This window comes from Chloroflexota bacterium (assembly GCA_035652535.1).
GTDB lineage: Bacteria > Chloroflexota > UBA6077 > UBA6077 > SHYK01 > DASRDP01.
In genome coordinates, this window is sequence record DASRDP010000122.1 from 12,039 (window position 1) to 33,453 (window position 21,415).

Sequence of the window (21,415 nt, forward strand, 5' to 3'; positions counted from 1 at the left end):
GCGACCGACAGGATCCTTCGCTGCGCTCTCCGGATGGCAGTCAACGGTCGGCCGCGCCACTAGTCTAAGGCTTCCCAGCCCTATCAAGACCATCACGACGGCGATCTTGAACGTCACCGCGTGCCGCTTAGCGAGACAAATCACGTGAGCGCTTCGTTCCCTCATCAGGGTGAGGGATGGGAGTCGCCAGCGGCCCAGACCGCGCGCACCTCGTCGGCCATCGACGATCCCTCGCTGTTACCTGCTTCGGCTGAGGGACGGACGCGGCTGACGTCAAAGCCATTTGGCCCTCGCGCAGCTTGTGACGCCGCGTCGACGGTGATGACAAAGACTTGGCTCCCGGACGCTTTCACCGCGTCGATCTCCTGACCAGAGGACGGGCGGACGGAAGGGTCGATGACGACGGCCGCATCATATTCACCGCGTCGATGTCCTGACCAGAGGACGGGCGGACGGAAGGGTCGATGAAGACGACCGCATCATAGCCGGCAGCGGGCTCGACGTTGACGCCGCGCACGACGCCGTCCATGTACCGTCCGTCTCCAATTGTGATGGGCACGTAGGAGCCGGAAAGCGCCTGACTCGCGGCGATGGCGCGTTCGATCGGCACGCCAAGCGTTCGATCAAAGAAGTGGACCGAACCGTCGAAGACGTTGACCGCAACCACCTGAAACGGTCGGTCTGGCCAATCAGTGATGTCGCGATCAGGTCGTCGATGTCCTGCCCGGTCGCGATCATCAAACCCTGCTCCGCGCCCGTAGACGTGCCAACGATGAGGTCAGCATCCCTCAGGTCGACACCCTCATCCCGGAGCCCCCTGATCACGCCGATCTCCCATGCGCCCCCGGTCGGTCCGCCCGCGCCAAGCACGAGCGCTCGGTGGGTCGGCGGATTCGCCGCCTCCTCGATCTGAGCTGATGCCGTTGCCGGCGCGGGGAGTGCTTCTGCTGCTATTGGAGCAGGCAGCACCGACGAAGAGGCGGCCCGCTAGCTTTGGTACGTCTGCGTGATGACTTCCCAACTGTGGCCGCACGGGTCCGGGAAATAGAGACCCCGGCCGCCGGCACGAACGTTGGTCTTGCCGTTGTACGTTCCGTCGTGCTCGGATCCGTACGGGACGCCCTCCGCCCGCAGCCGTGCGACCACCTGATCGAATTCTTCCTCACTCACTTTGAATGCGTAATGGAGACGCGGCACGGGATCTCGCGTCGAGAAATCCAAGATCGTCTCTCCGACGTGGACGGAGGCGAACGAACCTTTCGGACCTTGATAGGGAAGACCGAGGATGCGTGCGAGGAAACTTGCTGACTCGTCCTTGTCGCGAACCGGAATGATGTGGTGATCGAGCACGACAGCCATGGGATCTTCTCCTTCTCGGCGCAGTGTTGAGACCGCGGCCTGGTGGCAGCATTGTATGCCAGCGCGCAACGAGCCCTTGGGGCGGTGCGCGCCCGTGGGAGAATCAATTCCGAAGCTGTGATGGCGACATCGGAGCGTGACCGCCGCTACAATCGCCAACTGTTGGAGAAACGCGCGTGGGCTATCGATGTATCTCCGCCGACAACCATCTTGATCTCCTCTGGATGCCGCGCGACACGTGGCAGGCGCGTCTGCCTTCCGAGCTGCGCGAGAGCGGGCCGAAGGTCGTCGAGACTGACCGCGGCAGCTTCTGGGAGTACGAGGGGGAGCTGCACGGCGCCGCGGCGGACGGATCGAGCAACGGGGCGCTGCTGCGGATCCTAACCGACCGTGGATTCGAGGCCCCACCGGGCTCCCTGCCACCTTCGGACCCGAGCCTGCTTCTCGAATACATGGATCAGAGCGGGGTGTACGCGGCCGTGACCTTTGGGGGGCTCGCCTGGAAGGGAGCGAAGAACCCGATCCTGAGACGGGCGATCTACGCTGCCTACAACGAGTTCGCTCTCGAGGTCCGCGCCGCGGCGCCCCAGCGTCTCGTCATGCTCCCGAATGTGACGAGCTGCTTTCCCGAGGAATGTTCCCAGCAGATCACGCAGCTCGCAAAACTCGGGGTGAAAGCCGTCGAGTTTCCCTATTGGGATGCTGGTGTTCCGCTCAACGATGAGTTGTGGGAGCCAACCTGGGCCGTGGCTGAAGAGGCGGGTGTCCGCGTGTGCGGGCATCTCGGCCTTCCCGGGGGGGCCGGCGCCATTCCCGGACGAAGACGCGGGGCGAACCTCGCCTGGGCGTCAACGGTTCCCATGACCGTGGCGCTCCCGATCGCGCAGCTCATCTTTTCCGGGGTCTTCGAGCGGCACCCCACGCTTCGCTTTTGCTTCGCCGAGACCCGAATCGGTTGGGCCCCATTCTTTCTTGACTGGATGGATCGCCAAGTGCGGATCGGTCGGGAGCGCGACCCGCGGTTTTTGGGTGAGGCGGGTCGGGAGGACGAGATCAAGCTCTCAATGCTCCCCAGCGAGTACTTCAAGCGCAATGTCGTGCTGACCTTCGAGGACGACACGATCGGCACACAATTGCTCAAGATTCCAGCGGCGGGGCTCGCCGAGACGGCGCTGTGGGGGGGTGACTTTCCGCATCCGCAGGGCGTCTGGGGCCGCGACATTGGCGGCGACCTCGACGGGATTCTCGACGGGGTGAGCGAGCCGATCAAACAGCGGATCCTCTTCGCGCATGCAGCGGAGTTCTTCGGGATCGCATACCACGACATCGACGTGTCCCCGCACGCTTGATCCTGGACTTCCGCCGCCAAATACGATCAAATGGCCGATAACCCAGGCCGATCGGGAGGAGCACTCATGCACCTGAGGATGGATCTTAGGCAGGAAGTATTCGGTCTCATCGTGGTCGCCCTTGCCCTTTCCGCGTGCAGTAAACCGTCCGCCACCCAGGGCGCAGCACCAAGGCCGGTTGCACCGATGGTCAAGATGACCGTCGCGTATAGCGAGATCACCTTCATTAACCTTCCGCTCTGGACGGCAAAGGCCGATGGGATCTTTGAGAAGCACGGGCTGGACGTCGACCTTCAGAACATCGACAGCTCGACTTCCATCGCCGCGCTCGTCTCCGGACAGGTGCAGGCAGCGGCGGCAGGGGGCTCGGAAGCGCTGAGCGCGGCGGTGGAGGGTGCGGACCTTCAGACCGTGGCCGTTCTCGGTGGGCAGTACCCGTATGTGCTCATGGCGCCGGCGAGCATCCAGACCCCGGACGATCTGCGAGGGAAGAAGGTCGGGGTTAGCCGTGCTGGATCTTCGTCCGATATCGCGACCCGCGTGGTGCTCAAGCGGCTGGGACTCGACCCGGACAACGATGTGACGATTATCGCGGTCGGGTCACTGGCAAATAGGACCGCGGCGCTTCTCAGTGGATCGATCGACGCGGGGCTCGACAGCCCTCCCGGGAGCTTGAAAGAAGAGGCCCAGGGACTCCACGTTCTCGTCGACATCGCCTCGTTGAAGATCCCAGCAGCGAATAACGTGGTGACGCTCCAGAAGTCTTTTGTCGACCAGAACAAAGACGTGGTTCAGCGATTCGTGGACTCTTTGATGGAAGGGTCCGCCCGCGCGCGCAGCGACCGCGCGGGCAGCATCAAGCTCCTCAAGGACTACTACAAGAGCGACGATGACGCGATGATGGGGAAGACGTTCGATTTCTTCCTGGAGGCAACCGCGGGAAGCATGGCGCCGCAAGACGATGAGTTCGGCGACGTGATCGTTCAATTGTCGGCCAAGAACCCGTCGGTGAAGGACTACGATCTATCGAAGATACTGGTCACGAGCTTCGTGTCCGACGCGACGGCGCGCAAGGTCGGTGAGACGACTTCAATGCCTGTCGGCACCGGCGGGTGACGCCGGACGCCAAAGGCCCAAATTCGCAGCATCCGGGCATCGCGCCGTAGCGCGTGAGCCGTAGCGCGTGACCCGTAGCGCGTGAGCCGCCAGGATTGCGGGCGCGTTGCGGCCCGGCTCGCCTTCCTGGTGGCGTCCGTGACGCGCTCCGATGAGGATCCACGGCCGCGGGGCCGTGGGGAAGCCGTATCGAGAGCGAGCAGGGGAGAGTCGATGGGGTTCTACCAAGAGCGGCAAATCGCCGAAGAGCTAACGCAGGCATGATGCGTGCTCGGAGCCTATGACATGACACACGCGGCGCTCGGCCATGGGAGCTATCGCATCGCGGGCACGGACACGATGCTCATCAAAGGAAACGGGCGGAACGAGGTTGGCCTGCGCTATACCCGCCCGCGCGACATCGTGAAGGTAGCTCATTGGCACGCCCAAGCCGCCTGAAGGGGCGCTGGGCCCTGTGGGCGTCCCGCCGCTCGCAGGTGGGCGCAAGCGAGGGTCAGCCGTCGGGACGGAGGGCATGGTGGCCCACTGGCGCTACTACGTCACGCGCGCAGAAGAGATGCTCGGACGCAGAATCGAAGAGGAAGACGACTGAAAGGTCGAGGTTCGACATGGCAGCGGTAGCTCGAACGAGACGGATCGACGGCGACAGCCATTTCTCCCACACGATTGACTATGAGGAGCTGAAATCGCTCCTCCCGCGCGGCCAGCTGCGCCAAATCGACGACATGCGCTGGCGCGACGCCCAGCGTTTCGTGGATCCGACGGCCTTTCGCGTGGCGGCCGGCCGCGAGCGGGCGAGGGCTCGATCGGAGGACCCAGACCCACAGCGGGATCCCGAGGCCCGCATCGGCGAGATGGACCGCCTCGGCTTCGATACACAAGTGCTGATCACCCAGCACGCTTTGCCCTCCCCGCTACGGCCGCAGGCCGAGAAGCCGCTCTGGCTGCGCGCCGCGTTGGCGCAGCTCTATAACAACGCCGGCGCTGCGCTGCAGCGGAAGTACCCCGACCGATTCATCTGCATGGCGACGATCCCATGGGACGATATCCCTGCCTCGATCAAGGAGTTGGAGCGAGCCAGGAGCCTCGGCCTCCGCGCGGTGTGCATCGCCGGCAGCTACCTGGATAGGAACCTCGACGATTACGCGCTGTACCCATTCTGGGAGGCCGTAAACGACCTGGGGCTCGTCTGCATCGTCCACAACTCCACACAGGGCTGCACGATCCCGAACACGACGATCATCGACCACTCAACGCCGTATCCGATGGTCGGGACCGAGCGCTACCATCGATTGCACATCGGCACCTATCTGGGTTTTGGCATCGATTACGCCGTCGCCTGCGCTGCGCTGACGCTCGGAGGCGTGCTCGACGAGTTCCCGAACCTCCGCTTCCTTTTCTATGAGGCAGGCGCCGGGTGGATGACCTACGCCATGCTGGGCTGCGACCGCTCGTTCTTCATCGAGCGTGCCTGCGCTCGCACCAGTACGCAGCCGAGTGAGCTGATCAAGCGGCACTGCTTCACTGCGATCGAGAGCCTGGAGCCCATCGAGCAGATGGTCGAGGCGTACGGCAGCGAAAACTTCTTCATTGGCACGGACTTCCCGCACCCGGAGTTCCAGTTCCTGCCGAACTACACGACCTCGATCCTCGATCGCGAGCGTCTGACGGACGCAGACAAATCCAAGATCCTCGGTGGGAACCTTGCCCGTGTGCTGGGCGTGTCACCCGTCGTGGAGGAGGCCGCTGTCGCGACGCCCGCCAGCGTTTCGTGAGGCCATTTACGGCCTCGGCGTCGGATGCTCCTCCAACGTCGGGGCGAGCCACCGGCTGGCTGTGGGCAAGAGATCAGCTCGCTCCGCCGCTCCTCGCGGCCGAGCATAGGCCGCGATTCAGCTCGGCGGGTCGTACTTGAGCCCCATTCCCGTACTGAACAGGATCACCCGTTCGTCGCCCCGGAGCTGCCCCGATCGACGAAGCGCCTGCGCCGCCGCCCACGTGGCAGCCCCCTCGGGCGCGCTGTAGATGCCTGTCAGTCGAGCCATCTCGCGCTGAGCGTCGCGGATCGCCTGGTCTGTGACGGCGATGGCCGCGCCATTGCTCTCCCGCACGGCGCTGAGCACCAGGTAGTCACCGATCGCAGCGGGAACGCGGATGCCGGCCGCAATCGTGTCGGCGTCTTTCCAGGGCTCCGCGTGGGCTGCACCCTGCTCGAAGGCGCGGACCAGGGGCGCGCAGCCAGCCGACTGGACGACGACCACCTTGGGGCGGCGGTGCCCGATCCACCCCAGCGCTTGCAGCTCGTCAAACGCTTTCCACATCCCCACGACGCCGGTCCCACCGCCCGTCGGGAAGATGACGACATCCGGGAGACAATCCTCGCCCCAGCCGCCCTGCTCCGCCAGCTCGATCCCGAGCGTCTTCTTGCCTTCTTGACGGTAGGGCTCCCGCAACGTGGAGACGTCGAACCATCCGGCCGCGTTCGCTCGCTCGCGCACGATGGCGCCGGCGTGGTCGATGAGCCCGTCCACGAGCATGACGTCTGCTCCACAGACGGCGGCTTCGACCTGGTTCGCCAGCGGGACATCCCGCGGCATGGCGATATGGGCTTCTAGACCGGCCGCCGCCGCGTAGGCCGCCGCGGCGCCGCCGGCGTTGCCGGCGCTGGGCAGTGCGATGGCGGTGCACCCCAGCTCCCGAGCGCGAGAGATCGCCGCTGACAGGCCGCGGGCCTTGAAGCTGCCCGTCGGATTGCGCCCTTCTTCCTTCACCAGAAGCGCGCCGGATTCAAGACCCAGCGCAGCGGCAGCGGCGCGCCGCACAGGCAAGAGCGGAGTCAGCCCCTCACCGAGTGAGACGACGTTGCTCGGGGATCGCACCGGGAGGAGCTCCCAGTACCGCCACATGTCGCATCGACGCTCGGCGAATTCCGCCGGGGTGACGGCCCCGCGGACCGATGGAAGATCGTATCGCGCATACAAGACGCCACCGCAGTCACCGCAGATCCCCTGCGGGCGATCGGCGTCGAGCGTCGCTCCGCATGCAGTACATTCGAGATGGCTCAGGTAACTCCGCCATTCATGCACGATCCTCGACCCTCCATCGCTCAATCCGCGCGCGCGGCGTATATTGAGTCAACTCCGTTCTTCAGGGGGGCCGCCATGAACCAGCGCTTGCCCGCGCCGTTCATCGATGCCGATGGCCACATTCTGGAGCGTCAAAGCGGCATCCGAAAGTACCTCGATCCTTCATGGAACGATCGGACCACGTCGCTCTGGCCAGGAGACCAGCGCTGGGGCCCTGACATGTTTGGCAAGCTGCCCGGCTATCCCGGGTACCCGAAGGGCCAGGGTCCGGCGGAACAGGGGGAGTTTTGGCTCGCCGTGATGGACGAGTGCAACGTGGAGCACGCGGTCCTTTTCCCCACTGGCTCCGGGAACATCAGCAAGCTCCGAGAGAAGGAGTACGCCGTCGCCGTGTGCCGCGCCGCCAACAATCATTTCGCCAAAGGAATACAATACGCGCTCGAACCCGTCCGGGCCGTAGGCGTGCTTCCATTGAAGTGTGAAGTGGCCGGAGGAGGCTTGTGGGAGCACAAGGACCTGTCCCGTGAAGCGAATGAGAAGATCCTGTACCAGAACGCCCGGACGTGCTTCCCGTTAGCTGAGCGAGTGCCGGCGTAGGCGATCTGCAGGGCGCGCACCGCGGGTGTTCGCCCGAGACGGCGAGGAGGACAAGCGGTGCGCTCGATGCGATCGATAGCGATCGGAGCACTTTTCGGACTCATTTGTGCGGCCTGCGCGGGAACCGCGAGCACCCCTCGGTCCTCCAGCCGGACGGGCCAGGAGGCTGCGCCGAGTAAGACCCTCGTGGTCGCCACCCGGGCCGAGCCACCGAGCCTCAATCCCAAGCCGTTCCGTCCGCTCGGCCTCACTGCCGACTTGTCTGCACGGATCTTCAACGCGGGGCTCACCATTCCGAACGAAAATGGCGGCCCGGTGCCTTATCTGGCTCAAAGCGTTCCCCAGCTCAATTCAGACTCCTGGCGCGTCTCGCCCGACGGTCGGATGCAGACGACCTATCATCTGAAGCCCGGCATCACCTGGCACGACGGGCAGCCTCTCACGGCGGATGATTTCGTCTTCTCGTTCGAAGTGTTCAGCACGCCTGCTCTGGGCGCGGGCGGCGGGCCACCGATCAGCCTCATGGATGGGGTAACCGCGCCGGACCCCGAAACGGTTGCGATCGAGTGGAAGCGAACGTTCCCGTATGCGAACGAGCTTCAAGCGGGCACTGGTGGCACGATTCCGGGGGCGTTCCCGCCGCTTCCCCGCCACCTCCTCGGCCAGGCCCTCCAGACGGAGGATGCGGAGGCCTTCATGGCGAACCCCTTCTGGGTGAGCGGGTACGTGGGCGCTGGGCCGTACAAGCTGGATCGCTGGGAGACGGGCGCCTTTTTCGAGGCCAGCGCGTTTGCCGGGCACATTCTGGGCAAGCCAAAGATCCCCCGGATCCGTGAGCTGTTCATCCCCGACCCCAACACGGTGGTGGCGAACATCCTGGCGGGTGAGGCCCAGCTCACCAGCGGTGATTCGATTCGGTTCAACGATGGAGAAACCCTCCGAGCCCAATGGGGCGACCAGGGCAAGATTCTCAATTCGCCGAATCTCGTGCGCATCATCCAGTTCCAGCGTCGGCCCGAGTTCGCCAGCACGCTCGCATTTGGTGACTTGCGGGTGCGGCAGGCGCTGCACTACGGGGTCGACTTCGACTCTCTGAATGAGGCCGTTCAGGGTGGGCGCACCACCCCCGCGGTCGGGCCGATTCCCACGACCGCGTCGTACTACAAGCAGCTCGACCAGGCGGCGGCGCACTATCCCTACGACCCGAAAAAGACCGAGCAGCTCATGACCGAGGCGGGGTTCGCCAAGGGCGCCGACGGCGTCTGGGTCAGCCCGGATCCACGGTTCGGACGGATGGGATTCGAGCTGAACGTCATCGCTTCGCCGGATAGCGATAACGAGATGCACATCAACGCGGCCACCTGGCGCACCTTGGGGTTCGACATCCGTGAAGTGGATTGGTCCCCGGCCCAGGCGGCGGACAACGAATGGCGGAACAGCTTCCCGGGGCTCTCGACGCCCAGCGTTCCGGTGGGCGAGGGCTCGCTGACCGACTACCGCAGCGATCGCGTGCCCTCCGCGGACAATCGCTGGTTCGGGGGCAACCGCGGCGGCTGGTCCGGCACGCCAGCTTTCGACCGGCTCGTCGATGTGTGGGAGACCAGCCTCGATCGGGACGAGCGAACGCAAGCCGTAATTCAGATGGTCAAGATCCTGACCGACGACTGCGTCAACATCAATCTGTATTGGAAGCTCAATGCGCAGGCGGTCGCGAATGGCGTCACGGGGCCGCGAATCACCGACCCGAACGGCTCCGCCGACTGGAACATCCATGAATGGGAGTATCGATAAGCGCCGACGTCGCCAACCTTCTGTCCGGCGCCACGGACGTCGCTCTGGACACGATCACGTTCGCCCAGATGCTCCAGTTGCAGCAGGAATGGGGCAGCTCTCACCAGGGCACGGCCAGGTTCACGGTCGCATCGTTCACGGCGGCTCACACGCAGCTGCGGCCGGACTACGCCAATCCAACGTGAAGAACGTGACGAACGCACCCACACCCCGGACAACGGGTCGGGTGACCTGCAACATCGAGCAGTGGGAGATCCGACAGGACTGAACGCGCGGGGCGCTGAGCCGCGATAGGTCCCGCGCTTCGGAGAGGAGGTCGCTTTGTCCGCCACATTGCGCGACTCGGCCATCGAGCATTACGCTCGCCGCGTGGACGCGGTTCTGGCCCAGCGCACCCGACTGCGTGGTCCCCAGCCGCCGGGCGATCTCTTCGGCTCACTCCCGCCGACGCATCCGCTCATGTTGGTCGATCCCCGTGGCCCGCTGGACGAGAACCTTCAGGTTCTTGCCTCGTACGTCGGGCCGGAGGACGTGCTGATCGACGTCGGTGGCGGCGCCGGGCGGATGTCGCTCCCGCTCGCCTCGCGATGCCGGGAGGTGATCAACATCGACCCATCGCCCGGGATGGGAGCAGCCTTCCGCGCCAATGCGGCGAAGGGTGGCGTGGAAAATGCGCGTTTCATCGAGAGCGTGTGGCCAGCGCGCGACCCGCCGGTGGGGACGGTGGCGCTCGTGAGCCACGTCACGTATTTCATTCGGGAGATCTGGCCCTTTCTCGAACAAGTGGAGCGGGTCGGACCGGAGCGGGTACTGCTGATCGTTGGGAGTGATCCACCGCCACCCGGCTGGCATCGGGAGCTGTTTGCGCTGCTCTACGGCGAAGCGGAGGAGATCGTACCGTCGCTTCCCGAGATGGCGAACGTCCTTTGGGAGCAGGGGCGGCTCCCGGAGATCCGAGTGCTGCCGCGCGGCAGGAGAACGACCGATCTGGCGGGAGCCACCCGCGAGCAGGCGGTGACCGCGGCAATCGGACGGTTTGGCGTGGAACAGTGGGCCTCGTGGCCGCTGGGGCAGGAGCTGACCGATCGCCTGCGTCACTTGCTCGAGTCGCGGTTCGAGGACCTGTTTGCTGAGACCCCAGCCGGCATCGTCCCGCGCTGGCTACCACCCAGCCGGGATGTGCTGATCACCTGGACGCCATCCGACTACCAATGATCGAGGAGCGGGGCAGATGACGGCGCTAGGATTGATGCCCCTTCGGGATCACATTCACGGTGCCGACCATCCCGAGATCGTCGTGGAGCGCGCAGTAGTACCGGTACGTGCCTGCCTGCGTGAACGTGAGCTTGAAGCTCGAACCGTGCCAAATTGGCACGCTGTCCCCGAGAAATCCCGAGCTAATGGTTGGTCCAACGCCCAGTTGCGGATAGGGACTGCTCGGGGTGGCCGCGCCAGCAACGGGCGGGCTGGGTGTACCCACGACCGTCAAACCAACGGTCGCCTGCGGATTGCCCGGCTCAACGCCCAGTGTCACCGTGTGCGGGGTGTTGGCATCGTTCGCGGTGAACGTAACCGTATCCCCAACGTGCACCGTGGTGGTCGGCTGGAGAAACCGTGCGATCATCACACTTTGCAGCGTGCCGCTCGGATTCGACGTCGACGTACTGGTGGCAAACCCGTCGCCGATGGTAACGGCATCGCCGCTGTGACCCGCAACGGTGGCCTGCCGCTCCTCGGCCGCAAGCTGGTTCGCTTCCTGAATGAGCTGACGGGCTTGCTGCTGGCCTTGCTGTGTGTAGAACTGCTGGTCGTGCGGGTACGACGTATTGGCGGCTTGCACGTGAACGGTACCGGTCATGCTTTTGTGGAACAGGCATTGGAAAACATAGTCGCCAGGACTAACCGCGGGGCCAAAGGTGACGGTGAACGTTCCGCCGTCCTGAATGCGGCCGGAGTTCACTCCGCTCGATCCGTCCCAGGTGCATGCGCCGGTATTGGAGTCTGTGCCGTTGCACTTTTCGTGTGTTAGGTTAGATGTTCCGAACGGATAGACGAGTGTCACGGTGTGGGGTTCACCGGTTGGAAAGGTCCAGGTGATGCTGTCGCCGTCGTGTATGACGAACTCGGTTGGAAGGTACGCGAGCGCCTCGATTCCTTCGTCGCCGCGCTCGGCCCCAGCGACGTCTTGCCAGGTCGTGGTTCCCGCCGCCGCCGGCGAGGGAAGAACGCCGTACCCAAAGGGCGTGGCCACGAGAAGCGCGAGTAGGACGGCTACAATTCGTCTAATCGACAAGACCTGCACCTGGGTCACCTCCATGTGTGCGCGTTTGCCGCTTGAGTTCCGCTAAATGGCGATTGTAACGCCCATGTAAGCACGATTCCCCATGTAACGTTCTGTTTACGCGCTTGGGAGAAGCTGCGATTGTCGATAAACGACTTTGTGATAGATGCGTCGTGCTCTCTGTGAAATGATCTCCGATTCCTGCAACGTTGTCCATAATGAACGGGCCAGAGAGCCGGCGCCCAGTCGGCTGAGAATCTTCTCGCGTGAGGAGGGCCTACCATGCGCGCTGTGACCTTCGCCCGCTTCGGCGGCCCCGAGGTTCTCCAGGTGTCAGAGCTACCCGAGCGGGCACCCGGCCCGAATCAGGTCCGCGTGCGGGTTGCCGCGGCCACCGTGAATCCCACGGATCTCAGTTTCCGCTCCGGCCGACAGGCGGCGCAGGTGACTGGAATCGACCCGCCGTACATTCCTGGCATGGAGCTGGCTGGCGTCGTGGAGATGGTTGGGCCAGGCAGCACCTGGCAGCCGGGCGACCGGGTCTTGGCAATCGTCATCCCAAGACGCCCCGAAGGCGGGGCCATGGCGGAGTCCGTTGTGGTGCCTTCCGCGTCTGTCGCTCGCGTGCCGGCGGATGTGACGTTGGAAAAGGCAGCAACCCTACCGATGAATGGCCTGACGGCGCGTTTGGCGCTCGACCTCCTGGCTCTGAAACCCGGGGATGTGCTCGCAGTCACCGGTGCCGCCGGGGCCGTTGGTGGCTACGCCGTGCAGCTCGGGGTGGCTGACGGGCTACGGGTGATCGCGGTCGCGGCGTCGAGCGATGAGCCGCTCGTCAAAAGCTTCGGAGCGGAAGCGGCCGTTCCTCGTGGGCCCGACTTGGCGGAGCGTATCCGAGCCATTCACCCGGAAGGAGTCGACGGAGTCGTGGACGCGGCGGTCATCGGGTCGCCGATCCTTCCCGCGATTCGAGATAGTGGAGGTCTGGCCGCGGTGAGGGCATTCGACGGCGGGACGGAGCGGGGGATCACGATCCATCGGGTGGCGGTAGCCGACTATGCGGAGAATCACGCAGCGCTCAGCCGTCTCGTCGATCTGGTGGAACAGGGGAGAATAACCCTGCGGGTGGCGGAGACGTTTCCACCAGACCGTGTCGCCGAGGCGCATAGGAAACTGGAGGCCGGCGGGGTGAGAGGACGCCTCGTCGTTGCTTTTTAAAACAAGCGGGCAGGAATCCCGCGCGGAGCGCCCGGAGGAGCCGGTCCTCGAGCCGCGTTCAGCTCGTCACCGTTACTGACCCCCGCATTCCGGGGTGAACCGTGCAGTGATATCCAAAGATGCCCGCGGACGTGAAGGTGAACGACCCGGATTGTCCCGCGGGCAGCCGTCCGGTGTCCCACAAGCCTGCGTCGCTCGTTGCGGTGTGGACTGAAGGCCCGTTATTCGTCCAAACCATCGTGTCACCGACGTGCACGTCGGTGCTGGGCGGCCGAAACGCAAAATCCACAATGATCACGGCCGCTCGGGTAGGCGATGGCGCCCCGGTGACCGGCGTGGCCGGCCCCTGGGCGACTGGTGGCTGGGAGCCACTGGGCGTCTCAGCGCACACAGTGCCCGATCCATTCGAGGTCCCTGCGGCGTTCACGGCGGAAACCTTGAAGCAGTAGCCAACGCCGGGAGTGAGCCCGCCGAGGACGAGGGACGTCGCGTTTCGTGGGGATGTAACGACCGTGGGCGGGCCCGACAGGTCTCGCCTCGTGTAGGAGATCCGGAACCCATCCTCGTTATCGGAATTGTCGGTCCAGCTCAGGCCAATCGAGCCGCGGCCCTCCGGAACCGCGACCAGATCTGATGGCGCGAATGGCACGGCCGAAGCAGGCTCTCCCGCATGACTGTTGACCCAAAGATTGGCGACAACCGTGAGCGGCATGCCGGATGGAAACGCTTTCCCCGATACGATGAGAACGCTGGCCCCACTCTCGGTCGCGACGGGCTGCGTTCGTCCGGACACCGAGCAGACTTCATTCACCGGCAAGAGGGCATCGAGCAAGGGAAACGTGGCCGACGTCGAACGCGGATTGCCTGTGCCCGGTTGCGCGCTGGAGACCTGTACCAACGACCCGGGCTGAAATCCCTGCGCCGTCCACGTGAACTGCTGGTCCGTGGATACTGTCGTCTGGGACGGCGTCAGCGTCGCCGAGGTGCACGACGCGGGCGTGGCGTCGTCGGCCCCGGGTATCGATGGCGTGGCGTTCAGATCGGGGCTTGCCTCAGTGGCCGTTGCGGCGGATGGAGCCCGAATCGTGGCGGCCGCGAGGAGGGTCACGCAGGCACCCATCCAGCATGCGCGGATGAGCGCCCGCGCGCAGCCCCGAAGGCGTCGAACGGGACACGCGCTGTCGCCGGTGCTCGACTGGACGATGGCACTCGTCCCAGCGATGGGGCTTCTCGGGGGAGCCCCGCCGCGGACGAATCGACTGTCCGGTCGCGGTTGCGCCACTTTCATGCGCCGAGGTTTGAGAACCCCGGGACCCCGCAAAGTATCGGTGGATTCGCCGAGGCCCCGGCGGCGCTGAGGCTCACGAGCACATAGCACGTAGGCACGCCCAACGTGCTATCCGTCGTGGTCGTCTGGAACGATGAGAGCGATATCGTTCGAACCGGCGCGCCGTTGAGCGGGATTGCTGCCAGGAAGAATTGGGCCGCGTTGCTGGGTGGCACCCAGCGAAGGGTCGCCGTGCTCGACTGATTGAGCTGGATGCTGAAATTGGTCGCCGCACCGGCGCCGGCGGCGGTGTTCGGCAGGACGCACAGCAGGTCTGACTGTCCGAGGAGCCCGCTGGCGCCGAGTGGGAGCACGGCGTAGCAGTATGCGGGATCGGTCAACGGCGATGTATCGCTGAACGACACGGCCGACGCAGGAAGGGGGCCCGACGACGGGAGGATGGTCAGCCCGCTGGTGAGGGAAAGCTTGCCCACGATGTACCCAGCCTGTAGGGTTCCACCGATCCAGCTCATGTCGATAGACCCAAGCCCCAACGTGAACCCGCGCCCGCCGACCGATCCGGACGGTCCTGCGGTTGGTGTTGGCGTGGACGGCACGGAGGTCGTAGGGGTTGCCGCTTCCAGGACCGTGATTGTGCCCACCATGCCGAAGCCGCTATGGAAGGTGCAGTGGTAAGAGAACACGCCCGGGTTCATGAACGTGAACGAGAAGACTCCGCCCGGGTTCAGGACGGGCGAGGACCACACGCCCGTGTCGCTCGTGCTCGTGTGTTGAATTCCTGTGGGGTTCGTCCAGGTTACGGTGTCACCCACGTTGACGGTCAGCGACGACGGGCTGAAGAAGTAGTTATCGGTGCTGACGGACGTTGTGGCCGCGTTCGCAACGTTCGCGCGCCAAGCGAGCCCCACGCCGATCACTCCGGCTGCCACCATGCTTCCGAGTCCGGCGATCATCCAACGCGACACAGTTCCCTCCTCGGCCGTTGTTGCACAACCCCGCTGGCTCGATACGGGTGACCCCATCTAGGCACGCGATGTGTTGCACCCGACTGGCCATCGCTGCGCATCCAGGATCCGTGCGCGAAGGGGGCCCGCTCGCAGCGCCCGAACGCGGGGTGCTACGCCTCGTTACCGAACAAGACGTTGGCCCCGCCTTTCCGGATCACCCGCCGCTGCGCGTCCTACACAGCGCCGGTGGCCGAGAGCATTACCGACGCCCACAAATGTAATCGTGGAACCCGGGGCGTCGGGCGACCCGCGAGCCCTTTAGGGCGAACGGGGGCGCGTAATGGCGGGACATGAGGACGCGACACGCTGTCGGTGGAGAACGCCGTTACCCTACTCGGCCGCTCGCGTCCACTCCGCGAAGCGATAGCCGCTCCTCACCCCGACCACGTCCGCGTTGACGCCCTTGAGCAGGAAGATCGGGGCGAACTCCCAGTACAGTGGCATGAGCGCGACGTCCCCCATCTGCTCGCGGAGGAGCTGGCGATGCAGGGCGATCCGCTCGCTCGGATCGATCGCGGCCTGCAGCCCTTCCAGGATCGCATCGACTTTCGGGTTGCTGTACCCGCTCTTGTTCCCGCCGGTCCACCGATTTGCGTCCGATGCGATGATCTTGGAATACGTCCGCTCGGTGTACCACCGCTCGGGGGTCAGGTTCCCGGTCAGCGACAGGCCCGGCACCGTGGCCTCGTACTGGCGGTCGCCGATGCGCGCCGAGGGGATGGTGTCGATCTGGACGCGCACCCCGATCTCCTGCCAGTTGTCCCGGATGATGTTCGCCTCGCGTTCCTTGCCCGCGCTGGCCCCCTGGGCGAGGGCCAGGCGCAGGACGAGGTCGAATGGCTCACCCGTCTGGCTATGGACGAGCACCCCATCCGGGCCTGGTACCCAGCCCACTTCCTCCAGAAGCTGCCGGGCTCGAGCCGGATCGTATGGGAACTGGGGGATGGCGGACTCAACATCCTTCCGAAGCGCGTGATCCGGTGGGATCCAGCTATCCGCGATCGGCGCAATGCCTTGCGTCAACACCTCGGCGATCGTTTTCCGGTCCACTGCCGTGTACAGGGCCTGGCGGACTGTGCTGTTCGTCGTGCCGAAGAGGTGCGGCCTGGCGTACTCCGTGCGGTGCTGCGGGTCCATCAGACGAAACCGCCCGGTCGGGTCCGCGCGGGCCACGTTTCCGCTGCCCTGCCAGCGCCGCTGGATCTCGAATAGGGTGTCAATGTCCACGCTGGGCGGCAGCACCACGTCCACCTCGCCCGATAGGATATTCGCCAGCATGGTGTTGGGATCTGGGATGAACTTCAGGATCACGCGGTCGAGGGGCGGCCGACCGGCGAAATAGTCCGTGAACCGCGCGAACTCCATCGACGATCCGGAATCCCACCGCGTCAACCGGTAGGGGCCGAGCCCGACGAACTCGGTGGTGAAGTACCGGCTGTTGACGAACGCCTCTTTATCGCCGTGGTAGGCGTCCTCCAGGAGATGCTGTGGCATCGGCAGGACTTCATCGCCGGTATTGGCGCTCGCATACGTTTGCGCCCAATGCACGACGAAGGTGCGTGGGTCCGGAGCGGTGGCGGACTCCATGAGCGGGACGCCGAGCCCTCGCTTGTTCACGATCTCTGGATCCTTGTAGACCCCGAACGAGAACAGCAGATCCGCGCTGGTGAAGGCGGCGCCATCCTGCCATCGGATGTCGGGGTGGATGGTCCACGTGACGTCCATCGACCCATCAGGATTCACGCGCCATCGCCGGTTGTCGACCGACGGCAGCTCGGTCGCGAGCCGCGGCAGGATCGCGTCGTGCTCGTCGACCACCGTGAGCGCGTTGTGGGCGATCATGAGCGCGTTTCCCGCCCCGCGGATCCCGCTGGTGGGCGTGAAGGAACCGAAATCGGTCGGCTCATCCCGGACCGCGATGGTCAGGGTGCGCGATCCACCTGGCGCCGGCTGGTCCCCGCCCGGCGCGGGCGCGCTGCCCGCCGAGGATGGCGAGGCGGGACGACATGCCCCTGCCAGGATGGTGAGAGCGGCGAGCACGCAGAGGGGGACTGACCGCGCGGCGGCGGATCGCGTCGTCATCGGGTCACCCCCACCGTCCCCGATCAGACCCGCCCGGCCACGGCGCCGGCGCCGACCATGGCCATGCGCTCCTCTACTGAGAGGTTGAAGAGGCGCATCCCCTCCTCCCAGGTCAGCCCGTGCTTGTCGTCCGAAGTGATCCGGATAAGCTCATCGGTCTCCTGGCCGCGGGTCACCCCGATGGGGTCCAGGCCCTGGCGCACGCGCTCGACCTGCTCACGCCAGACCTCGCGGTTCAGGAGGAGCCCCCGGTCGCTGGTAGCCAGTCGCCATTTCTCCCAGTCGGGGAGGAAGTGCCGCTCCTCCGGACCCTGGGTCTGCTGGGCGACCTCGTCTTCCCAGAGGTTGCCCTGCCGCCACGGATGGCCGAGGTTCCACCACGCGCCGACCTGCTGGGCCCAGTCGAGGGGAAGATTCTCGACGTGACCGATATTGAACCGCTGGTTCTGCGCCGCCAACGCCTCGGGCGGCGGGTTGCCGTTCGGGTCCAGAGGGAAGAAGTCGACCGTGAACCAACGCGTGCGGTAGTCGTCCACCGGCACGGCCCACTTCATGGAGCGGGCGTCGGTGAAATTGCAGCGCTGGGTGGGCCAGACCGTATGCGTCTCGTGGTACCAGTACCGGCCGGGCGTCTTGGTGCTCTTTACCATGACCATACGGGTCCCCCAGGGAGTGCGCTCGAACTTGAGGGGCGTCGCGGGCTCCCCGTCGCGGCCGTGATGCATCGTCACGGGCCGTGGGCCGCCACGGTACCAACCGTGCGCGATCTCGCCATGCCAGGGATCGAGGTTGTTGTCGTGCATGGCCTGGAAAACATTGCACTGCTCGATGTAGCCGCCATTGCCCACGACCCGCACCCCATGTTCCGCGAAGAGCTGATGGTAGCGCGGGAAATTGGGCTGCTTATCCGGTGGGCCCATGTACGCGAAGATGAGCCCCGCCACCTCGACACACGGGTAGGCGGTCTGACGGACGGTGAGCTTGAAACTGCTATCCGGTGGCTCGGCCGGGGTCTCCAGGCAGTGGCCCTCGGTATCGTAGAGCCAACCGTGGTACAGGCAGCGGATGCCCTCGGCCTCGACGCACCCGTAGGACAGGGACGTGCCCCGGTGCGAGCAGTGCTCGGCCAGTAACCCCGGCTTGCCGTGCCCATCGCGAAAGAGGACCAGGTGCTCGCCCAGCACCGTGAGCTTCAATGGGTTGTTGGCGCCCCGGTAGACGTTGCCGCCGCCTCCGCCGCCGAGGTTTGCGGAGCATTCGACGGGCAGCCAGTACCGGCGGAAGACTTCGCCGGACGGGGTGCCCGGTCCGACGCGGACCAGATCCTCTTCGTCGCGGTTGTTGAACGGCATGCGATCCTCCTCGGGGCAGTGAGCGGTGTGGGTGATGCCGGTATCATGCGCAGCGGCACGTCCGGTGATCCCGGACGGGGAGTTGCGTGATTATATTGACTTCGATGGCTTGATGATGGAGGGGAAGCGATGCCTGCACGGATCAAGCACGTGGCGATTGTGAGCAGCGAGGTGAGCCGGCTCGGCGAGTTCTACGCGGCGCTGTTCGGGATGACCTATCACAACCAAGGCGGCGCGGCGCACCTGTCCGACGGCTACATCGGGATGAACGTGAATGGCCGATCGCCGGGGCGCCAGGCCGGGTTCGACCACTTCGGAATCGAGGTGGACGACATCGAGGAGATTCGTGCGAAAGTGCGGGACGATTACCCGGACATCGAGCTGCTCCAGCGGCCGAGCAGCCGCAGCTTCGCTGGGGTCAGCATGCACGACCCGGCCGGAAACGTGTTTGACCTGTCACCGGTCAGCAAGGAGAACCGCAAGGGCGTCTACCTGGATTTGGCGGACGACCGTCGGAACCCACGCCACATCTCACATCTGTTCCTCCGAACGATCAATGCGCCGGTCGTTGCCCGGTTCTACCAGGACGTGTTCGGGTTCCGCGTGGGGGCGAAGGACGCCGGCGATCCCAATGTGTACCTCACCGACGGTACGGTGACGCTGGTGATCGCCCCGTGGCGGATCAGCAGCTACGCGGGCACCGGCATCGAACGGCCGGCCCTCGACCATCTGGGATTCGAGGTCGAGAGCGTCGAAGCCTTCGAGTCAGACACCCGACGCTTGACGGAAATGAATCCGGCAATTGCGCCCAGACCGACGAAGGCGGGCGCCGAGGGCGAGGCGCGGATGAAGCTGTTGGCGACCTGCCGCTTCGGCGAGTCCCGCCTGTCCGACCCGGACGGGGTGCTGCTGGACATCAGCGCCGCCCGCCAAGTGGCTGCTCCGACGAGCTCCCCTTCGGCGCCGTGAGCGACAGCGGAGGATCCCGGCCAGCGGCTTAGCGTCGGGACAGCCTACGCAGCTCTCCGCGGGCTGGCGATCCATCTACGTGAGGTCCCATTCCTGGGCGTTCCAGCTCAGGGTACCGTCCCGCTGGGTGGGCGGGTGGTAATTCCGTAGCCGATTGCTGACTGCCGCTGGCTCGGCGACGAAGAAGATGCCGATGGTGACGAGCTGATCGGTCTGGATATGCACCATCTCGCCCAGGATGTTCAGCCGCTCTTGCTTGGGGATGGTGACGAAGTACTTGGCGATCAACGTGTCCAGGTCTGGATTGCTGTAGCGCGAGCGGTTGTTGCCCCTGAACCCGTTCTTGGGAAGGGGAATCGACGAGCTCTCGAATCGGGTCGGCACGCTGGGTGACACGGTGAAGTCGAAGCCCGAGAACGTGGCCCGCAGCTCCCGGTCCTTGGATGCCTGCCGCGGAACGATCACCGGGTCGACGCCGACGCCGACCTTCTGCCAGTAGTCGCGGATGGCCAGGACCAGCTTCTGGCGGAGATCGTCGATCGTGGTCTGAATCTCGACTGAGAGCTCCTGCTGGCTACCGTCGCGGACGGAGCCGTCGGAGCCTCTCGTGTAGCCGAGGGTGTCGAGGAGTTGAAGGGCGGAGCGCGGGTCGAAGCCATATCTGACGATGCTCTGCTCCACCGCCCGGTACTCGGATGTGCCGGGCGGATAGGGGCTGTCCGCGACAGGGCCGCCGCCGCCGAACGTTTGGGAGAGCTGCCGCCGGTCCATGGCCATGGTCACCGCGCGACGGAAGCGTACGTCGGCGACCGCGGCCGGGACGGGATTGATGAATTGGGGGAATAGGGTAGGCAGGGCGGAAAATGAGCGCTCCACTCGGCCTTCTTGCCACTCGCTGGTGAGCTGCTGGCCCTGCTCGAACGAGAGACCGGCGCGGAGCGTGAGGTCCACCGCGCCGGCCAGGATATTCGCCACGGTGACGCTGGCGTCGTCGATGAACTTCACGTCGATTTCGTCGATCTTCGGGCGGCCGAGGACGTAAAGGTCGTTCGCGATGAGGATGAGGTGGCTGTCCGGCACCCAGGCTGAGAGCTTGAACGGTCCCGCGCCCACGAAGTCCCGATTCCAGTAGGACAGGTCGAGAAACGTATCGTGGTCTCCGGCGTAGGCCTGGCCGAGGAGGTGCTGGGGCATCGGCATGATCGTTGTCGAGTCCGTGTTGGTGAACAATCGGTCCGCGTCGATGAACGGCTTGCTCCAGGTCACCACCAGGGTCCGGGGATCCGGCGCGTCCAGCGCTTCGATCGCGTCGAAGGCGGGATCGGACACGATGGCGAGGCTCTTGTCCCGGGCGACGGCGGCGGTGAAGATCAAATCGGCGGCGGTCAGGGGAGATCCGTCTTGCCAGGCCGCGTTCTGCCGCAGGTTCCAGGTCGTCTCCATTCGGCCGTCCGGCAGCACCTTCCAGAGGCCGTTCTCCGTCGTAGGGACCGCTTCCGCCAGGCGTGGCTGGAGCTCGCCCGTGTTGTCCACGGCAGCCAGGCCGTTGTTGACGAGCTGCTCGATCTCGGAGAGGCCCTTGGTCTGGCCGGCGCCGGCGGAATCGATGGCTACGCTCAGCACCTTGGGCGTGCCGCGAATCACGGCGGTGACCTTCTTCGGCGTAGCGGCTGGCTGGGCCGCCGCCGGCGCGGTCGCGCGCGCCGGCGGGCCGCTCTGGCAGCCGGCCGCCACCAGGAAAAGCACGAGGAGCGGGCCGCATGCTCGAACGCGGCTGGGGACAAACGAGCAAAGCAAGCGCCAGCGAGGTGACACCCTTCGGCCCTCCATTCTGTCTCGTGCGAATGTGGGCCGAGTATGGTCCGACGTCATCCAAGGGTCAAGATCGCGTGCCGTTCAGGCGGAACGGGGATCGACGAC

Annotated in this window: 19 protein-coding genes; 10 read left to right on the top strand and 9 right to left on the bottom strand. The window is 65.3% G+C overall.

The window, feature by feature from the left end; genetic code table 11:
- Positions 1–417: 417 nt before the first annotated feature.
- Both VFC51_15275 and VFC51_15280 read right to left on the bottom strand, forming a co-directional pair.
- Positions 418–969 (bottom strand): patatin-like phospholipase family protein, encoded by a 552-nt coding sequence (locus VFC51_15275; GenBank protein ID HZT08386.1) that lies wholly within the window; start codon positions 967–969, stop codon positions 418–420.
- A gap of 18 nt (positions 970–987) precedes the next feature.
- Positions 988–1,359, bottom strand: coding sequence for a VOC family protein (locus VFC51_15280; protein HZT08387.1), 372 nt, complete (start codon positions 1,357–1,359; stop codon positions 988–990).
- Between the two features lie 176 nt (positions 1,360–1,535).
- Between VFC51_15280 and VFC51_15285 the strand changes: the two genes are divergently transcribed.
- The 4 genes from VFC51_15285 (at position 1,536) to VFC51_15300 (ending at position 5,599) form a co-directional block, all read left to right on the top strand.
- Entirely contained in the window at positions 1,536–2,708 is a 1,173-nt protein-coding gene (locus tag VFC51_15285) for an amidohydrolase family protein (protein ID HZT08388.1), read from the top strand.
- A gap of 195 nt (positions 2,709–2,903) precedes the next feature.
- Positions 2,904–3,824, top strand: a complete 921-nt coding sequence (locus VFC51_15290) for an ABC transporter substrate-binding protein (GenBank protein HZT08389.1) — start codon at positions 2,904–2,906, stop codon at positions 3,822–3,824.
- Between the two features lie 285 nt (positions 3,825–4,109).
- Positions 4,110–4,262 (top strand): hypothetical protein, encoded by a 153-nt coding sequence (locus VFC51_15295; GenBank protein ID HZT08390.1) that lies wholly within the window; start codon positions 4,110–4,112, stop codon positions 4,260–4,262.
- A 170-nt stretch (positions 4,263–4,432) separates the two neighbouring features.
- Positions 4,433–5,599: an amidohydrolase family protein gene (locus tag VFC51_15300; GenBank protein ID HZT08391.1), complete on the top strand. Its 1,167-nt coding sequence runs from the start codon at positions 4,433–4,435 to the stop codon at positions 5,597–5,599.
- Positions 5,600–5,716: 117 nt separating this feature from the next.
- On the opposite strand, the gene VFC51_15305 is transcribed toward VFC51_15300, so the two are convergent.
- Complete coding sequence (locus VFC51_15305; GenBank protein HZT08392.1) at positions 5,717–6,910, bottom strand: threonine synthase; 1,194 nt, start codon at positions 6,908–6,910, stop codon at positions 5,717–5,719.
- Between the two features lie 75 nt (positions 6,911–6,985).
- Here VFC51_15305 and VFC51_15310 point away from each other — a divergent pair, with 75 nt between their 5' ends.
- The 4 genes from VFC51_15310 (at position 6,986) to VFC51_15325 (ending at position 10,513) form a co-directional block, all read left to right on the top strand.
- Positions 6,986–7,507, top strand: coding sequence for a hypothetical protein (locus VFC51_15310; GenBank protein ID HZT08393.1), 522 nt, complete (start codon positions 6,986–6,988; stop codon positions 7,505–7,507).
- A 186-nt stretch (positions 7,508–7,693) separates the two neighbouring features.
- Complete coding sequence (locus tag VFC51_15315; protein ID HZT08394.1) at positions 7,694–9,298, top strand: ABC transporter substrate-binding protein; 1,605 nt, start codon at positions 7,694–7,696, stop codon at positions 9,296–9,298.
- The gene (locus VFC51_15320) at positions 9,283–9,483 is read left to right on the top strand and encodes a hypothetical protein (GenBank protein HZT08395.1); all 201 of its coding nucleotides are present in this window, start codon (positions 9,283–9,285) and stop codon (positions 9,481–9,483) included. Before VFC51_15315 ends, VFC51_15320 begins: the two co-directional genes overlap by 16 nt.
- A gap of 136 nt (positions 9,484–9,619) precedes the next feature.
- Positions 9,620–10,513: a class I SAM-dependent methyltransferase gene (locus tag VFC51_15325; GenBank protein ID HZT08396.1), complete on the top strand. Its 894-nt coding sequence runs from the start codon at positions 9,620–9,622 to the stop codon at positions 10,511–10,513.
- Between the two features lie 25 nt (positions 10,514–10,538).
- On the opposite strand, the gene VFC51_15330 is transcribed toward VFC51_15325, so the two are convergent.
- Entirely contained in the window at positions 10,539–11,600 is a 1,062-nt protein-coding gene (locus VFC51_15330; GenBank protein HZT08397.1) for a plastocyanin/azurin family copper-binding protein, read from the bottom strand.
- Positions 11,601–11,861: 261 nt separating this feature from the next.
- On the opposite strand from VFC51_15330, the gene VFC51_15335 reads away from it, so the two are divergent.
- The gene (locus tag VFC51_15335; protein ID HZT08398.1) at positions 11,862–12,797 is read left to right on the top strand and encodes an NADP-dependent oxidoreductase; all 936 of its coding nucleotides are present in this window, start codon (positions 11,862–11,864) and stop codon (positions 12,795–12,797) included.
- A 58-nt stretch (positions 12,798–12,855) separates the two neighbouring features.
- On the opposite strand, the gene VFC51_15340 is transcribed toward VFC51_15335, so the two are convergent.
- From VFC51_15340 to VFC51_15355, 4 genes are all read right to left on the bottom strand, one after another.
- A complete protein-coding gene (locus VFC51_15340) occupies positions 12,856–13,905 on the bottom strand; it encodes a fibronectin type III domain-containing protein (GenBank protein HZT08399.1) in 1,050 nt (349 codons plus the stop codon).
- Between the two features lie 176 nt (positions 13,906–14,081).
- Positions 14,082–15,050: a plastocyanin/azurin family copper-binding protein gene (locus tag VFC51_15345; protein ID HZT08400.1), complete on the bottom strand. Its 969-nt coding sequence runs from the start codon at positions 15,048–15,050 to the stop codon at positions 14,082–14,084.
- A 372-nt stretch (positions 15,051–15,422) separates the two neighbouring features.
- Complete coding sequence (locus tag VFC51_15350) at positions 15,423–17,174, bottom strand: peptide ABC transporter substrate-binding protein (protein HZT08401.1); 1,752 nt, start codon at positions 17,172–17,174, stop codon at positions 15,423–15,425.
- 23 nt (positions 17,175–17,197) lie between these two features.
- Positions 17,198–18,526, bottom strand: coding sequence for a Rieske 2Fe-2S domain-containing protein (locus VFC51_15355; GenBank protein ID HZT08402.1), 1,329 nt, complete (start codon positions 18,524–18,526; stop codon positions 17,198–17,200).
- Between the two features lie 129 nt (positions 18,527–18,655).
- Between VFC51_15355 and VFC51_15360 the strand changes: the two genes are divergently transcribed.
- On the top strand, positions 18,656–19,495 hold the full coding sequence (locus VFC51_15360) for a VOC family protein (protein ID HZT08403.1): 840 nt from the start codon (positions 18,656–18,658) through the stop codon (positions 19,493–19,495).
- A 75-nt stretch (positions 19,496–19,570) separates the two neighbouring features.
- Here the strand turns inward: VFC51_15360 and VFC51_15365 are convergent, their stop codons facing one another.
- Positions 19,571–21,310, bottom strand: a complete 1,740-nt coding sequence (locus tag VFC51_15365) for an ABC transporter substrate-binding protein (protein HZT08404.1) — start codon at positions 21,308–21,310, stop codon at positions 19,571–19,573.
- Positions 21,311–21,415 lie beyond the last annotated feature (105 nt).

Excerpts from the sequence above, each read along its gene's own strand:
- VFC51_15280 (HZT08387.1), bottom strand. The coding sequence starts at position 1,359 with ATGGCTGTCGTGCTCGATCACCACATCATTCCGGTTCGCGACAAGGAC.
- VFC51_15290 (HZT08389.1), top strand. The coding sequence starts at position 2,904 with ATGACCGTCGCGTATAGCGAGATCACCTTCATTAACCTTCCGCTCTGG.
- VFC51_15295 (HZT08390.1), top strand. The coding sequence starts at position 4,110 with ATGACACACGCGGCGCTCGGCCATGGGAGCTATCGCATCGCGGGCACG.
- VFC51_15300 (HZT08391.1), top strand. The coding sequence starts at position 4,433 with ATGGCAGCGGTAGCTCGAACGAGACGGATCGACGGCGACAGCCATTTC.
- VFC51_15310 (HZT08393.1), top strand. The coding sequence starts at position 6,986 with ATGAACCAGCGCTTGCCCGCGCCGTTCATCGATGCCGATGGCCACATT.
- VFC51_15320 (HZT08395.1), top strand. The coding sequence starts at position 9,283 with ATGGGAGTATCGATAAGCGCCGACGTCGCCAACCTTCTGTCCGGCGCC.
- VFC51_15335 (HZT08398.1), top strand. The coding sequence starts at position 11,862 with ATGCGCGCTGTGACCTTCGCCCGCTTCGGCGGCCCCGAGGTTCTCCAG.
- VFC51_15350 (HZT08401.1), bottom strand. The coding sequence starts at position 17,174 with ATGACGACGCGATCCGCCGCCGCGCGGTCAGTCCCCCTCTGCGTGCTC.
- VFC51_15355 (HZT08402.1), bottom strand. The coding sequence starts at position 18,526 with ATGCCGTTCAACAACCGCGACGAAGAGGATCTGGTCCGCGTCGGACCG.
- VFC51_15360 (HZT08403.1), top strand. The coding sequence starts at position 18,656 with ATGCCTGCACGGATCAAGCACGTGGCGATTGTGAGCAGCGAGGTGAGC.